At 66.0% G+C, this 13,496-nt stretch carries 15 protein-coding genes and 2 pseudogenes; 4 read left to right on the plus strand and 13 right to left on the minus strand.

Annotated elements, in window-relative coordinates; all coding sequences use genetic code 11:
- The first annotated feature begins 12 nt into the window (after positions 1-12).
- Positions 13-1,460: pseudogene (locus BS74_RS08970) on the plus strand (NAD(P)H-hydrate dehydratase).
- A gap of 20 nt (positions 1,461-1,480) precedes the next feature.
- Here the strand turns inward: BS74_RS08970 and BS74_RS08975 are convergent.
- Positions 1,481-1,849, minus strand: a complete 369-nt coding sequence (locus BS74_RS08975) for a hypothetical protein (RefSeq protein WP_038058106.1) — start codon at positions 1,847-1,849, stop codon at positions 1,481-1,483.
- Between the two features lie 440 nt (positions 1,850-2,289).
- Positions 2,290-2,670, minus strand: coding sequence for a hypothetical protein (locus BS74_RS08980; protein ID WP_038058109.1), 381 nt, complete (start codon positions 2,668-2,670; stop codon positions 2,290-2,292).
- Between the two features lie 822 nt (positions 2,671-3,492).
- On the opposite strand from BS74_RS08980, the gene thrB reads away from it, so the two are divergent.
- Together thrB and BS74_RS08995 are read left to right on the plus strand one after the other, a co-directional pair.
- Positions 3,493-4,371: a homoserine kinase gene (gene thrB, locus BS74_RS08990; protein WP_038058124.1), complete on the plus strand. Its 879-nt coding sequence runs from the start codon at positions 3,493-3,495 to the stop codon at positions 4,369-4,371.
- Positions 4,356-5,093 carry a DUF4388 domain-containing protein gene (locus tag BS74_RS08995; RefSeq protein WP_038058127.1) on the plus strand — a complete coding sequence of 246 codons (738 nt, stop codon included), beginning with the start codon at positions 4,356-4,358 and terminating at the stop codon, positions 5,091-5,093. Before thrB ends, BS74_RS08995 begins: the two co-directional genes overlap by 16 nt.
- A gap of 117 nt (positions 5,094-5,210) precedes the next feature.
- On the opposite strand, the gene BS74_RS09000 is transcribed toward BS74_RS08995, so the two are convergent.
- The 5 genes from BS74_RS09000 to BS74_RS12620 are packed head-to-tail and all read right to left on the minus strand — an operon-like array spanning position 5,211 to position 7,119.
- Entirely contained in the window at positions 5,211-5,294 is an 84-nt protein-coding gene (locus BS74_RS09000; RefSeq protein ID WP_008632889.1) for a 30S ribosomal protein THX, read from the minus strand.
- 10 nt (positions 5,295-5,304) lie between these two features.
- Positions 5,305-5,598, minus strand: coding sequence for a 30S ribosomal protein S20 (gene rpsT, locus BS74_RS09005; RefSeq protein WP_038058130.1), 294 nt, complete (start codon positions 5,596-5,598; stop codon positions 5,305-5,307).
- A gap of 57 nt (positions 5,599-5,655) precedes the next feature.
- Positions 5,656-6,033, minus strand: coding sequence for a hypothetical protein (locus BS74_RS09010; protein WP_038058132.1), 378 nt, complete (start codon positions 6,031-6,033; stop codon positions 5,656-5,658).
- Positions 6,023-6,565 (minus strand): DDE transposase family protein, encoded by a 543-nt coding sequence (locus tag BS74_RS12615; RefSeq protein ID WP_245606109.1) that lies wholly within the window; start codon positions 6,563-6,565, stop codon positions 6,023-6,025. Before BS74_RS12615 ends, BS74_RS09010 begins: the two co-directional genes overlap by 11 nt.
- Positions 6,559-7,119 carry a transposase family protein gene (locus tag BS74_RS12620; protein WP_038058182.1) on the minus strand — a complete coding sequence of 187 codons (561 nt, stop codon included), beginning with the start codon at positions 7,117-7,119 and terminating at the stop codon, positions 6,559-6,561. Before BS74_RS12620 ends, BS74_RS12615 begins: the two co-directional genes overlap by 7 nt.
- Positions 7,120-7,215: 96 nt before the next feature.
- Here BS74_RS12620 and tyrS point away from each other — a divergent pair, with 96 nt between their 5' ends.
- Positions 7,216-8,520: a tyrosine--tRNA ligase gene (tyrS, locus tag BS74_RS09025; RefSeq protein ID WP_038058135.1), complete on the plus strand. Its 1,305-nt coding sequence runs from the start codon at positions 7,216-7,218 to the stop codon at positions 8,518-8,520.
- Positions 8,521-8,592: 72 nt separating this feature from the next.
- Here tyrS and BS74_RS09030 read toward each other — a convergent pair.
- From BS74_RS09030 to ccmE, 6 genes and pseudogenes are all read right to left on the minus strand, one after another.
- Positions 8,593-9,146: pseudogene (locus tag BS74_RS09030) on the minus strand (QcrA and Rieske domain-containing protein).
- The gene (locus BS74_RS09035; RefSeq protein WP_038058138.1) at positions 9,143-10,117 is read right to left on the minus strand and encodes a c-type cytochrome; all 975 of its coding nucleotides are present in this window, start codon (positions 10,115-10,117) and stop codon (positions 9,143-9,145) included. The pseudogene BS74_RS09030 and the gene BS74_RS09035 overlap by 4 nt, the downstream one beginning before the upstream one ends.
- Entirely contained in the window at positions 10,114-10,545 is a 432-nt protein-coding gene (locus BS74_RS09040) for a cytochrome c-type biogenesis protein (protein ID WP_038058140.1), read from the minus strand. Before BS74_RS09040 ends, BS74_RS09035 begins: the two co-directional genes overlap by 4 nt.
- Complete coding sequence (locus tag BS74_RS09045; RefSeq protein WP_038058141.1) at positions 10,542-11,078, minus strand: TlpA family protein disulfide reductase; 537 nt, start codon at positions 11,076-11,078, stop codon at positions 10,542-10,544. Before BS74_RS09045 ends, BS74_RS09040 begins: the two co-directional genes overlap by 4 nt.
- On the minus strand, positions 11,075-13,006 hold the full coding sequence (locus tag BS74_RS09050) for a heme lyase CcmF/NrfE family subunit (RefSeq protein ID WP_038058143.1): 1,932 nt from the start codon (positions 13,004-13,006) through the stop codon (positions 11,075-11,077). Before BS74_RS09050 ends, BS74_RS09045 begins: the two co-directional genes overlap by 4 nt.
- Positions 13,003-13,431, minus strand: a complete 429-nt coding sequence (ccmE, locus tag BS74_RS09055; protein WP_038058145.1) for a cytochrome c maturation protein CcmE — start codon at positions 13,429-13,431, stop codon at positions 13,003-13,005. The genes BS74_RS09050 and ccmE overlap by 4 nt, the downstream gene beginning before the upstream one ends.
- Positions 13,432-13,496 lie beyond the last annotated feature (65 nt).

The following is a 13,496-nucleotide window of genomic DNA, read 5'->3' on the forward strand; positions in this document are numbered from 1 at the left end:
ATGGCCACCTCCCTGAGGCTCTTTACCCCTGAGGCCATGCGGGAGGCCGACCAGAAGGCGGCCGAAATGGGCTACCCCACCCTCCTCCTCATGGAGTGGGCGGGGATGAAGGCGGCAAGGGTCTATAGGGAGCTATTCGGAAAGGCCCCCGCCGTGATCCTGGCGGGCAAAGGGAATAACGGCGGCGACGGCCTGGTCCTGGCCCGGCACCTCCTCCTGGAGGGGGTGGCGGTGCGGGTCTACGCCGCAGAGGGCCAGCAGGGGGATGCCCTCCTGGCCCGAGGGGCTCTTCAGGCCCACGGGGTGAAGATCCGCTCCCTGGAGGAAGCCGCCTGGGACCGGGAAGAGGTGTTGGTGGACGCCCTCTTCGGCACCGGGCTGAAGGGGCCCCTGGAAGGCTTCCACAGGGGTCTGGTGGAGCGGATGAACGCCTCCGGCCTGCCCATCTTGGCCCTGGACCTGCCCTCGGGGCTCCCCTATTCCCCCCATGTGCAGGCCACGGCCACCGTGGCCTTCGCCGCCTTCAAAACTCCCCATTTCCTCAAGCGGGAGGCCTGCGGGCAGCTTTTCCTGGCGGGGATCGGCCTACCCAAGGCCCTTCTGGAGCGGGAGGACCTTCCCGAGGTGGCCACCCCGGAGGCCCTCCTGCCCCTCCTGCCAAGACGCCCCCTCACCGCCCACAAGGGGAGCGTGGGCCGGGTGGGGGTTTTAGGGGGGTTTCGGGGCGAGGGGCTTCGCTACGCCGGGGCCCCGGTGCTTTCCGCCCTGGGCGCCTACCGCATGGGGGCGGGGCTGGTGCACCTGGTGGCCCCGGAAGGGACGCCCCTGGAGCCCCTCGAGGCCGTCTTCCACCCCGTCTTGGCCCCCGCCTTGCCGCCCATGCGGGTGGAGGCCCTGGCGGTGGGGATGGGCGGGGGCCTTGGGGGCGGGAGTGGGCCCTGAAGGCCCTGGAAGCCCGGCTCCCCACGGTGCTGGACGCCGACGCCCTCCAGCCTGAGGTGGTTGAGGCCTACCGCAAGGCGGGGATCCCCACCGTCCTCACCCCCCATGCGGGGGAGGCGGGCAGGCTCCTTGGGAAGGCCCCCGAGGAGGTGGCCCAGGACCCCTTGGCCTCGGCCCAGGCCCTGGCGGAGGCCACGGGGCAGGTGGTGGTCCTGAAGGGAAACCCCACGGTGGTGGCGGAAGGTGGCCGCCTCTCCGTGAACCCCACCGGCAACCCCGCCTTGGCCACCGGGGGAACGGGGGACGTGCTCTCTGGGGCCATCGCCGCCCTCCTGGCGGCAGGCCTTCCCCCTTTTGACGCCGCCCGGCTTGGGGTTTACCTCCACGGCCTGGCAGGGGACCTTTTAGCGGAGGAAAAGGGGGTCGGCCTCCTGGCCCGGGAGGTGGCGGAGGCTCTTCCCCGGGCGCGGAGGCTTTTGGAAGGAGGGCAGGCGCCCTGGCCCTTTTCCCGGGTATGAGCGCCTCCTCCTGCCCTCATTCAGCGGATAACCTTACCCTCGGCCTTGCTATATGAGTAGAAAAGGAGCTCGCCCAGGAAAAGCCCCAAAAAATACGGGGTACCGGCGGGTCCTTGAAGGAAACGGGTCCAGTACCCCGGGCTAACCAGCTCAACGAAATAACCAACCGCCAAAGTGGCTGCTAGGAGAGCCACCACTTCTATCCTGTTCGTTAAGCGCACCTGCCCAAGGGAGACATAGTCCAACAGGGCCCCGGAGATAACCCCAAGGGCAAAGGTAGCGGGTCCGAGGACACCCTCAAACCGGAGGGCTAAGAGCCCTAGCCCAACAGAAATGCCCAAGGCTAGCGTTCTCTTTGCAAGACCCCAAAGCCTTTGAAATCTATCCATAGCAGCACCTCCTACCTACAAACATTTTGGCAAACCTCGGTACAAACAATTCGCGAAACGGCCTCGCAAGACCACGCACCCCCAACGCGCCTACAAGCATACTCAACAACCGGTCGGCAAACCTGTCGACAGACAAGGAAGCAGACAGGATTGAGGCTTGATCCACCTCCGCCACCCCCGCCATCCCCCGGATCCAGACAAGGCTGGGCGCCACAGCTGAGGGGCGAAACCTGCTCCTCCACCCCCGCTTTCTCAAAAGGTTTCACCATCTCATTGCCCGGCAATGGGCAAGAAGGCCCTTCTTGAGGGAAGGGCATGGCCTGAGCCATGGCCACCGGCAAACCCAAGACCATAAACACAAGCCCTCCTAGCAAGGATGCTGGTAGAAGGCGGGCTGGTAAGCGGGTCTGTACTCCGCCACCCACCCCTACCGGTCCCCTTCAAACACTCGAAACACGCCCTGGGCGAAAAAGAAGCAGGGCCAAGACGACCCCTATAGCGTAGGGCTCCACGGCCATATCGCCCAGGCGACAGGCAAAAGTCCCAGGAAATACCAAATCCAGGAAGAGGTAAAAGAGGATTACGGCAAAGAGGGAGAAGACCAAGGCTTTCGGGAAGTTAAGGACCACGCCCTTACCCCAGCCCAGGTAGAAGGCCAAAATCGCACCCAAGCCCAACAGCAGCTGCAACCCACCCCAAATGCCCTTCTGTTCAAGAAGAAACGCAAGAACCGTGAAAATCACAAATAGCCCAAATGAGAGGAGTCTTTTTGGGACTTCTCGGTTCCGAAAGGCCATCCCAACACCCCCCTTCGCTTTCATTGCACCACCTCCACCCCTAAGATAGGGCTTCTTCTTCTTCTTCTTGAGAAACGATCTTTGAAGGCAGCTTCCTGCCTTATCAGTGCCCGGATTGAAGATAGGCAGCCCAGATCATTCCGAGAAGAGCGCTGGCATAAGGTAGGCCTATGCGCCTATAGGCAAACCAGAGGGTCAGGAGGAGGCAAAACACCACGAAAACGTCCCCGGTTTCAAGCCTCTCATTGCGAAAAAGATCATCAAAAACGGAGAGCCACAGCTTAAATTGCAGCGCCGCTAAAGAAGAGTAGAAAGCAATGTCTACCAAAGTCCGAAACCTTTCCCTTAGCGAACGCAATACGTTTGGCATCTCTCCTCCTGCCTCGGGGTGCAAACTTGCTGCCAGTCATAGGCAGTGCACACAAAGGCTGTTAATGCACAGACCGCCTTTCCCCTGGGATCTGTGGTCCAATAAACACATGTCGCAGCAAAGGCTGCGCAAACCCATCGCCACACGCAATTGTTGACCGTTATAGTCTCACACCTTGTAAAGCAATTATAGCTCCCGCATACCGCTGAGCCACCATTGCCGGGGTCCAAGCACTGGTTCTCTAGAGGTTTCACCATCTCATTGCCCGGCAATGGGCAAGAAGGCCCTTCTTGAGGGAAGGGCATGGCCTGAGCCATGGCCACCGGCAAACCCAAGACCATAAACACAAGCCCTCCTAGCGTGGCCAGCTTCATTGTACCACCTCCACCCCTAAGATAGGACTTCTTCTTCTTCTTCTTCTTCTTCTTGTCAAGACCCCAGAAAGCTCCTGGTATTCTGGGGGCGGTGTAGGACGTATGGATCACCCAACCCGCCTCTATGTCCCCGCCACCCTGGCCAACCTGGGCTCGGGGTTTGACGCCTTAGGGGTGGCCCTGGACCTCTACCTGGAGGTGGAGGCCGAGCCCGCAAGGGAGGACGCTTTTTTCTACGAGGGCGAGGACCACGTGGAGGGGACGGACAACCTCATCCACCAGGGCTACCGGGCGGGAATGGAGGCCTTGGGCCTCCGCCCTGAACCCCTCCTCATCCGCGCCTTCAACCCCATCCCCCTGGCCAGGGGGATGGGAAGCTCTTCCGCCGCGCTGGTGGCCGGGGTGGCTTTGGCGGACCGGTACTCGGGGGGAAGGCTGGGACGGGAAGGGGTTTTCCAGGTAGCCGCCAGCCTGGAGGGCCACCCCGACAACGTGGCCCCGGCGGTCTATGGGGGGTTTGTGGCCGCCCTGGCCGACCCCCCCCTGGCCATCCCCCTTCCCAGGCCCCAAGGGGTCTACTTTGTCCTGGCCATACCCCCCTATGAGGTGCCCACCCCTTCGGCCCGGGCGGCCCTGCCGGAACAGGTCCCCTTACGGGATGCCGTCTTCAACCTGGCCCGCAGTGCCCTTTGGCCTGCCGCCCTCTACTCGGGTAGGCTCGAGGCCCTCCGGGAGGCCTGCCGCGACCGCCTGCACCAGCCCTACCGCGCCCACTTGATGCCGGGGGCGCTGGAGGCCCTCGAGGCCGCCCTGGAGGCGGGGGCCCTGGCTGCCTTCGTGGGGGGAGCGGGTCCCACCGTGGCCGCCCTGGCCTGGGAGGATAGCCTGGAAAAGGTGGCCAAGGCCTTAGAGGGCTACCGGGGGGAGGGGCGTACCTTAATCTTGGGTATAGGGGAGGGATACTTCTGGAAGGAAACCTGAACGCCATCCCCCTGGTGGAGCTTCTGGAACTGATCCACGGCCACCGGCGTTCCGGGGTCTTGGAACTCTCCGTGGGTTACCTGCCCCTCTCCTTGCGCTTCAGCGGGGGGGAGGTGGTGGGGGCGGCCATTCTGGACTGGGAGGGCCTCGAGGCCCTCTTCAGCTTCCCCCTGCACCCCCAGGAAGGGGTTTTCCGCTTCGGCGTAACCCCGCCCACCGCAGAGCCACCCCTGATGCCCTTCTCCGCCCTTTTGGGGGAGTGGGCCCGGGTCAACGACGAGTGGGACCGGTTCCGCACCCTGGTGGACTCCCCAAGCCGGGTCCTGGAGGCCATCCGCCCCAAACCCCCCTACGAGGTCTTCCAAGGGGGCAAGAGCGTACGGGCCGCCGCCAAGGCCTGGGGCGTGCCCCTCCTCATCGCCATGGAAAGGGCCTACATGGGGGTGAGGGAGGGGGACCTCTACCCCTTGCGCCGCTACGCCTGGTACGCCCTGCGGATCAAGTACCAAGGGAAAAGAAGCAAGACCCTGGAGGAGTTCGGTCAGCTCCAGGCCCTCCTAGACGGCACCCGCAACCTGGGGGAGGTGATCGCCTCAGGGGTCCCCCTCGGCCTGGTGCGCCGCTACCTGGTGCAGGCCCTGGCCTCGGGGGAACTTGCCCCCCCGGGCCGGGGCTGGCTCCTGAGGGACCTCACCTGGGAGATGGAAAAAGAAAAGGCCTAGGGGCTTCCCCTAGGCCTAAGGGCCCCCTTGGCCTGCGCCCCGGCGGGGGCCCTGCCAGGGGGAAAAGCCCCATCTTGCGGCAACCCCCATGCCCGGGCACCGCCATGGGCCGAAGGCTTACTTCTTTTTGCGCGGACGGTATTTGCCGTAGGTGCCCCGCCAGATCTTGCCCCTACGGGTGCGACGGTCGCCCTTGCCCATCCTCCCCCTCCTAGGCGCTCACCGCGGAAAGGTACTTCTGCACCTTGCGCATCAGGCGCGACTTCCTGCGGGCGGCGGCGTTCTTGTGCAGGGTGGACCCCTTGGCCGCCTTATCGATGAGGCTTTGCGCCATGCGCATGATCTTCAAGGCCTCCTCGGCCTTGCCCTCCTGGGCCAACTGGACCGCCTTCTTGCTCAGGGTCTTGATGGCCGACTTCTTGGCCTTGTTGCGAAGCCGGCGCTTCAAAGACTGCCGGTGCCGCTTGAGAGCGGAAAGGTTCTTCTTGGGCTTCTTCTGCGCCATCGTTCTCCCCTCGTGCCCCCTAGGGGCAGACCAGGCCTAAGTGTAGCACACCCCGCCCTAAGGGGCAAACTTGGTGGCCACCCAGTCGTAGCGCACCTGGCCCTTGGCCCCCTGAAGCCTAAAGCGGAGGAGGTACTCCCCTGCGTCCACGGGGAAGCGCACCTCTTCTTGGAAGCTACCCCTGTACACCCGCTCCCCCACGGACCGGCCCTCCTTGAGGAGGGACACGGAGAGCTCGCCTTCCTGCAAGCTTCCCGTCACCTTGACCTTCACCGCATCGTGGAGGCCACTGACCCGGAGGGCATACCGGGCCTCGCCCGTGTAGTTCCAGTAGAAGACCGGGAGGAAGGGGGGGTAGCCCACCGCCAGGCCGTAGCGCTCCGCATACCAGTAAAGCCCCAAGGCCAAAAGGCAGACTTGACCGCTATTCTGCATAGAGCCCCAGGAACCGCAGGGCAGCCAGGGGGTTGAAGGAGAAAACCTCCAAGGCCGCCTTCTTCCGGCGCACCCCCTTCCAGTTCAACCACGAGACCAAGTGCGCCCGCAACACCGCCAGCACCTCACCCCCTCGCCCCCGCACCTGAAAGGCGTCCTCCCGCAAAAGCACATCCCGCACCCAGAAGGAACCATTCTCCACCCCCCATCGCCCCACCCAAATCTCCCCCAGCACCCGGGCGTCCGCCTCCTCCGGCCCCAGGCTCGTGAGCGCGTACCCCTCCGTCCGCCTCACCTCCCCCGTCCCCTTCACCACCACCTCCCGCACCAGCCGCACCGCCTGCCTGGCCCCAGGAAAGGCCGCCACCTCCGGGGGCAACACCGGAGAAGCCCACACCTCGTACCGCCTCACCTCCCCGTCTGCCTCCCGCACCCACTCCGCCCGCGTCTCCCCAGGCAGGGCTCCTCGCGCCATCCCCGCAAACACCTCCCGCACCCACCCCAAAAGCCCCCCCTGGTTCCCCTTCACCACCAGGAGGTACTCCCCCCCTTTGCCCGCACCTGGCGGGCCACCTCGGGGTACAAAAACCCCGCATCCCCCACCACCACCTTCCCCACAAGCCCCTCGGCCCCCAGGCGCTCCAAAAGCTCCAGAAGCGCCTTGTCCTCCCTTCCCTCCGCCCTGGCCTGGGCCAGGGTGCGCCCCAGGGAAAGGGCCCAGGCCTCCACCAGGCGGACCTGGGGGCTCTTGCCCTTCCCGCTCCCTCGCAGCACCTTGCCGTCGGCCACCAGGACCTTTTCCCCTTCCAGCTCCCTTCCCGGGAAGACCTTGGCCAGGGCCTCCGCCAGGGCCTGGGGGTCCAGGCGGTGAAGGAGTTGGGTGAGGGCGGTGTGGCCCGGGGCCTTGCGCAGGCCCAGGTGGGGGAGGAGGTGGGGGTTGGCGCGGGCAAAGCGGGAGACGCCGCGCAGGGAGTCCACGCGGGAGAGGAAGGCCAAAAGAACCAGGGCCAGCAGGCCCCAGAGGGGGTAGCGGCGGTTGTGGGCCCGGGGGTCGGGAACCTGGGATAGGGCTTCGCGCAGGGTCATGGGAATCATTTACCCCAAAAGGGGTATAACGGTCAAGTCTGGGCCAAAAGGGCCAACAAGAGCAGGCTCCGCATTGCCTTCAGTATACTTGGGCTCATGGCGGGCGCCGAGATCAAGCCCTCTTTGGAAGAAGCCTTGGCCCTCCTCAAGCGGGGGGCCGAGGAGATCATCCCCGAGGAGGAGTTCCTGGAAAAACTAAAGGAGAACCGCCCCCTGGTGGTCAAACTGGGAGCCGACCCCACCCGGCCGGATCTGCACCTGGGGCATGCGGTGGTCCTGAGGAAAATGCGCCAGTTCCAGGAGCTGGGGCACAAGGTGGTCCTCATCATCGGGGACTTCACGGGCATGATCGGGGACCCCTCGGGCCGGAGCAAAACCCGGCCGCCCCTTACCCTCGAGGAAACCCGGGAAAACGCCAGGACCTACGTGGAACAGGCGGGAAAGATCCTCAGGCAGGAGCCCCACCTCTTTGAGCTCCGCTACAACTCCGAGTGGCTGGAGGGCCTCACCTTCAAGGAGGTGGTGCGCCTTACCTCCCTCATGACCGTGGCCCAGATGCTGGAACGGGAGGACTTCAAGAAGCGCTACGAGGAGGGCGTGCCCATCTCCCTGCACGAGTTCCTCTACCCCTTCGCCCAGGCCTACGACTCCGTGGCCATCCGGGCGGACGTGGAGATGGGGGGCACGGACCAAAGGTTCAACCTCCTGGTGGGCCGGGAGGTGCAACGGGCCTACGGGCAAGCGCCCCAGGTGGCCTTCCTCATGCCCCTCCTGGTGGGCCTGGACGGGCGGGAGAAGATGAGCAAGAGCCTGGACAACTACATCGGGGTGGCGGAGCCCCCCGAGGTGATGTTCAAGAAGCTCATGTGGGTGCCCGACGCCCTCCTTGAGAGCTACTTCCGCCTCCTCACGGACCTGGAGGAGGACGAGATCCAAACCCTCCTAAAGGCGGGCCCCGTCCCCGCCCACCGGGTCCTGGCCCGTCTCCTCACCGCCGCCTACGCCCTTCCCACCCTCCCCGCCCGCATCGACCGGTCCTTCTACGAGAGCCTGGGCTACGCCTGGGAGGCCCTGGGGAGGGACAAGGAGGCGGGGCCGGAAGCGGTGCGCCAGGCCGAGGCCCGCTACGACCAGGTGGCCAAGGGCCTCATCCCTGAGGACCTGCCCGAGGTCCTCATCCCCGCCTCCGAGCTGAAGGAGGGGCGCATCTGGGTGGCGAGGCTTTTCACCTTGGCGGGCCTCACCCCTTCCCACGCCGAGGCCCGAAGGCTCATCGGGAACCGGGGCCTGCGCATAGACGGGGAGCTGGTGGAGGACCCGGGACTGGAGGTGGACCTCTCCCGTCCCCGGGTCCTGCAGCGGGGGAAGGACCGCTTCGTGCGGGTGCGGCTAGGAGACTAAGCGCCCTTGCCTGGAGGTTGCCGCAATAGGCGGGGAAGAAGGGCAATGCCCAAGGTCTTTCTGGGGCCCCCCTTAAGAACCCTCCATGGGCCTAAGGGGTACCTCGTGCCCGGTGGCGAAGAGGGTATCCCCCTCCGCCTCGAGGCGGAGCCGGGGCAAGGGGTAGCGGGGAGGCCCATAGATGGCCTTGCCCGCCAGGAGAGGGTCAAAGGCCCCAAAGTGGCAGGGGCATCCCAAAAAGGGCCTCTCGTGGCGGAAGTTGTAGAGGATGGAGGCCGCCTCGGGGTCGGGCACGTAGTTCACGGTGCACCCCTGGTGGGTGCAGATGCGGCTTAAGGCGAGGTAGTGCTCCTCCCCCAGGGAGAGCCCCCCGAGGACGGGCTCGGGAAGGCGGAGGAGGAAGGCCTTTAGGGGCCCAAGGGGCAGGGGGTATTCAAAGGGCTTCCCCTGCCAAACCCCAAGCTCCCCCCGCCGGGCCACCGCCACCTTGGGCCCCTCCTTCCAGGTGGGCTCCCCCGCCCCGGGTCTGGAGCGGAAGCGGAGGTTGTAGGTGCGCACCCCAAACCAAGCGAAAAACCCCCGGCCACGGCCACGGGAACGTAGAAGAAGAGGTCGCGCCGCCTCATAAGCCCGATAGGTAGTCCAGAAGGGCCTTAAGCTCCCCCTCGGCCAAGGGCACCGCCGGCATCTGGCCCCGGCCCTTGAGCACGATCTCCCGCACCGCCTCCGGGGCCTTTACGATGGGGTTTCCTTTCAGCCTGGGCCCAACCCCCCCCTGGGCCTCCGCCCCGTGGCAGGCGGCGCAACGCGCCTGGTACACGCTCTTCCCATCCTTCCCCCCTTGGGCCCGGGCCATGGCGATGAGGCCCTCCACCCTTTCCCTGGCCTCCCCGCCCACCTCCAGGTACTTCTCCCAGGCGGCGATGGCCTCCTCTGTCTGGCCCTTTTGGAAGTAGAGGTTCCCGAGGAAAAGCCAGCCCTCCGCCGCCTTGGGGTCGGCGTGCTGGGCAATCTGGAGGAACATCTCCGCCTCCTCCAGCCGCCCCCCCATGAAAAGGAGAATCCCCACCCGGCGCACCGCCTCCACGTTCCTGGGGTCCTTCCTCAAGACCTCCAGGTAGGCCTCCGCCGCCTGGTCAAAAGCCTGTAGCTCATAGGCCCGCCTTCCCCAGGCCAGGAGGTCCGCCACCTCCCCCGTGCGCTTGGCCTTGTCCTGCAGGGCCTTGAGCTCCCGGGCCTCGGCCCGTTGCGTGACCGTGGTCTCCCCGGGAAGCCTGGGCAGGGTGTAGCGCCAAAGCCCTACCCCCAGGAGGACCACCACCCCCAGGGCCAGGGCCACGGGCCAAGGGTTGAAGGGGCGGGGCGCTGGCGGCCGCCAGCCCTCCAGGGCCCGCTCCAGCTCCACCATCCGGGCCAGGGCCAGCTTCTTCTCCTCCCCTTCCAGGTTCTGCACCTCTTCTTTCAGGACCTCCAGCTCCCTTAAAAGCTCCTCCCGCCTGGGAGGCTCGGGGAAGGGTTCCCTGGGTCCGCGAAGAGGCCTCAGGGCCAGGTACAGGCCGAGGAAAAAGAGGACCAGAAAGATCAGGGTAGCCATCATGCGGGGGGCTCCTTTAAACGGCGTTCCGCCTCCTCCAAAAGCTCAGGCGGCAGGGGTTTCTTGGGCCGGAAGTAGGCGAACAGGCCCATGCCCAAAAGGGCCAGACCCAAAACCGGCAGCACCCAGACCCAAAGGGTCACCCCGCGCTTAGGGGGTTCGTAGAGGATCCACTCCCCGTACCGGTCCACGAAGAAGGCCTTGATCTCGTCCTTGGTTTTGCCCTCCTGGAGCATCTCGGCGATGATGCGCCGCATCTCCACCGCCACCCCGGAGTTGGACTCCGCCGCCGACTCCCCCTGGCACACGGGACAGCGAAGCTCCCGGGCGATGGCGAAGACCTCAGGAGGGAGGTCCGGGGGCGGGGAGGCGGGGCCTTCCTGGGCCCAGACCCCCAGGGCCAGGAAGAAGACCAGCAGCCAAGCCCTCACGGCAACACCTCCTTCAGGTACTTCTCCAAGCTTTCCTGGTCAATGGCCCCCGCGTGGCGGAGCAAAACCCGGCCCTCCCGATCGATGAGGAAGGTTTCTGGAACCCCGTACATCCCGTAGTCCACCCCCACCCGGCCCCGGGGGTCAAAGACCTGGGGAAAGGTGAGGCCAAACTGCTCTATGAAGCGCAGGGCATCCCCCTCCTTGTCCTGGGTGTTGATGCCCACAAACAGCACCTGGTCCTTATACCGGCGCCAGGTGGCCTCGAGGACCGGGGCCTCCTCGTAGCAGGCGGGGTAGCACCAGCTGGCCCAGAAGTTGAGGAGGATGGGGCGCTGGCCCAGGTGGTCGGCGAGGCGCAGGGTCTCCCCCCACGCCTCCCGGTAGGGGGGGAGGAGGGGAAGGGTAAAGTCGGGGGCCGGTCGGCGCTCCTTGGCCAAGACCGAGGGCAGCTCCTTGGGGTTGCGCTGCATCCCCCAGTAGAAAAGCCCTCCCAGGGCCAGGACCACCAGGACCCAGAGCCAGCCCCTCATGCCGGGCTCACCCCCTTGAGCTCCTCAGGCCTCCCCGCGGGCCAGAGGATGTACAGGGTGGCCAAGGCCAAAAGCCCCCCGGCCACCCACATCCAGAAGACCAGGGGGGTGACGATGAGCCGGACGGAGGCCCACCCCCCCTTCTCCCGGTCAAAGTCCATGAGGAGGAAGTAGTAGTCGTTGCCGGGGGTGTAGAGGACCTTGGGGGCGGGCAGGGGGGCGTTCATCTGGGGGTAGAAGTGGAGCCTGGGGCGCACCTCCCCGAAGCGGTCGGTGCGCAAAAGGGCCTCCACGGCAAAGCGCCGCCCCTCGTCCAAGGCCCGCACCCCCAGGAACTCCATGCGCACCCCACCCGCCTCCCAGGCCTGGCCCCGGTAGAGGGTCTTTTCCGCCTCGAGGCGGTAGGCCTGGCTGAAGGCGATGCCCAGGCCCATAAGGGCCACGGCGAAGTGCGCCAAAAGGCTTCCCACCCGGCGGCGGTTCCCCAAGAACCCCCAAGGGGAAAGCCCGGCCCTAAGGCGGGCCAGCACCCCCTCCCGCACCAGAAGGAAGATGGCGGCGGTGTTGTAAAGGAAAAGCCCCAGGGCCAAGGAAGCCCCCACGGTATAGCCCCGAAGAAGCCCAAGCAGGGTACCCACCAGCAAGACCGCCAGCAGGAGGTACAGGTTGCGGAAGACCTCCGCCCTAGGCCTCCGCCAGGGCAGGATGGGCCCCACCCCCATGAGGAGGAGGATCCCCACCCCGAGGGGCGCGGAAACCTGGTTAAAGAAGGGGGCCCCCACGCTCACCTTAGCCCCGGTGAAGGCCTCGGCCAGCAAGGGGTAAAAGGTGCCCAGCACCACCACCAAGGCCCAGCCGGCGAAGAAGAAGGCCCCAAGGAGCAAAGCCCCCTCCCGGGAAAGGAGCCGGAAGGCCACAGGGTCCCGCACCTCCCGGCTGACCCGGGAGAGGAGGCCCAAGCCCAAGCCGGTGGCGAGGAGGAAGAAGCCCAAGAAGGCCGGCCCCACCGGCCCCTCGGCGAAGGCGTGCACCGACTGGATCACCCCGCTCCGGGTGAGGAAGGTGCCGAGCACCGTGGCGGCGAAGGCCAGGGTGACGAAGGCGAAGTTCCAGGCCTTAAAGGCCCCCCGGGCCTCCTGGACGATGGCGGTGTGCAAGAAGGCGGTGGCCAAGAGCCAGGGGATGAAGCTGGCGTTCTCCACCGGGTCCCAGGCCCAGTACCCGCCCCAGCCCAAAACCTCGTAGCTCCACCACATCCCCGCCACCTTCCCAGCGGTGAGGAAGCCCCAGGCGATGAGGGTCCACCACCGGGTCTCCCCCACCCAGGTCTGGTAGCGCCGCACCGCCATGGCCGCCACCGCGTAGGCGAAGGGGACGCTTAAGCCCACGAAACCCAGATACATGAGCACGGGGTGGACGGCCATCATCCAGTGGTTCTGCAAAAGCGGGTTCGGCCCGGCGCCGTCCATGGGGGGGTTGGGCAGGGTCTCAAAGGGGCTGGCGATGGTGGCCATGACCCCGAAGAAGAAGACCTGGACGCCAAAGAGCACCGCCAGCACCAGGGAGGCCCGCCAAGGATCTAAGGCCCTGCGGCTGGCCAGCAGGGTGTAGAGGGTCTGCAGGAGACCCCAGAGGAGGATGCTCCCCTCGAGGGCCGCCCAGGGGGTCACCAGGGTGACCCAAAGGGGGTCTTGGGTGGAGTGGTTCCGGGCCACATAGGCCAGGCTGAAGTCGTGGGTGAGAAGGGCCCATTCCAGGGCCAAAAAGGCCACCAGGGCCGCCAAGAAGGCGGGCAGGACCAAGGCCTTGGCCCCCTTGAGGAAGCGCCCATCCCCTTGGGAATAGGCAAGGAGGGCCAGGGCCAGGCCCAGCAGGCTAAAGGCCAGGGCCAGGCTGACGCCCAGGTTGCCCAGAAGGGCCGGGGTCATTTGGCCTCCTCAATCAGCTTGCGCACTTCCTCCGGGGTCCAGCCCGCCTTGGGCGCCTGGTAGGTTTCGGAGTGCTTCACCAAGAGGTTGGTGCCCCGGAAGATCCCTTCCTGGAAACGGCCCTCCACCACCACCCCCTGCCCCTCCTTGAACATGCCAGGAGGCGTCCCCTTATGCACCACGGGCACCTCGGCCACCCCGTCGGTGAGGATGAAGCGGAGCTCCAGCTGGTCCTTGTCGTAGCGCACCGTCCCCTCCTTCACCAAGCCGCCCAGGCGCACGGGACGGTTTTGGTAGCGGGCCTGGTCCTGGAGGTACTCGGAAGGGGTGAGAAAGTAAACCAGGTTCTGGCCCAGGCCGCCGAAGATCAAGTAGGCCAAGGCCCCCAGGATGACCAAAAGCCCCACCAGGTATTTGGCCCTCATTTCACCCTCCGGTAGCGCCAGAAGAGGTAGGCCAGGTAGCCGAAGACCGTGAGGTAGGTGAGGGC

This window comes from Thermus amyloliquefaciens, assembly GCF_000744885.1.
GTDB lineage: Bacteria > Deinococcota > Deinococci > Deinococcales > Thermaceae > Thermus > Thermus amyloliquefaciens.

Coding starts and splice junctions, on each gene's coding strand:
- BS74_RS08975 (WP_038058106.1), bottom strand. CDS start 1,849: ATGGATAGATTTCAAAGGCTTTGGGGTCTTGCAAAGAGAACGCTAGCC.
- BS74_RS08980 (WP_038058109.1), bottom strand. CDS start 2,670: ATGAAAGCGAAGGGGGGTGTTGGGATGGCCTTTCGGAACCGAGAAGTC.
- thrB (WP_038058124.1), top strand. CDS start 3,493: ATGGATCACCCAACCCGCCTCTATGTCCCCGCCACCCTGGCCAACCTG.
- BS74_RS09000 (WP_008632889.1), bottom strand. CDS start 5,294: ATGGGCAAGGGCGACCGTCGCACCCGTAGGGGCAAGATCTGGCGGGGC.
- rpsT (WP_038058130.1), bottom strand. CDS start 5,598: ATGGCGCAGAAGAAGCCCAAGAAGAACCTTTCCGCTCTCAAGCGGCAC.
- BS74_RS09010 (WP_038058132.1), bottom strand. CDS start 6,033: ATGCAGAATAGCGGTCAAGTCTGCCTTTTGGCCTTGGGGCTTTACTGG.
- BS74_RS12620 (WP_038058182.1), bottom strand. CDS start 7,119: ATGACCCTGCGCGAAGCCCTATCCCAGGTTCCCGACCCCCGGGCCCAC.
- tyrS (WP_038058135.1), top strand. CDS start 7,216: ATGGCGGGCGCCGAGATCAAGCCCTCTTTGGAAGAAGCCTTGGCCCTC.
- BS74_RS09035 (WP_038058138.1), bottom strand. CDS start 10,117: ATGATGGCTACCCTGATCTTTCTGGTCCTCTTTTTCCTCGGCCTGTAC.
- BS74_RS09045 (WP_038058141.1), bottom strand. CDS start 11,078: ATGAGGGGCTGGCTCTGGGTCCTGGTGGTCCTGGCCCTGGGAGGGCTT.
- BS74_RS09050 (WP_038058143.1), bottom strand. CDS start 13,006: ATGACCCCGGCCCTTCTGGGCAACCTGGGCGTCAGCCTGGCCCTGGCC.
- ccmE (WP_038058145.1), bottom strand. CDS start 13,431: ATGAGGGCCAAATACCTGGTGGGGCTTTTGGTCATCCTGGGGGCCTTG.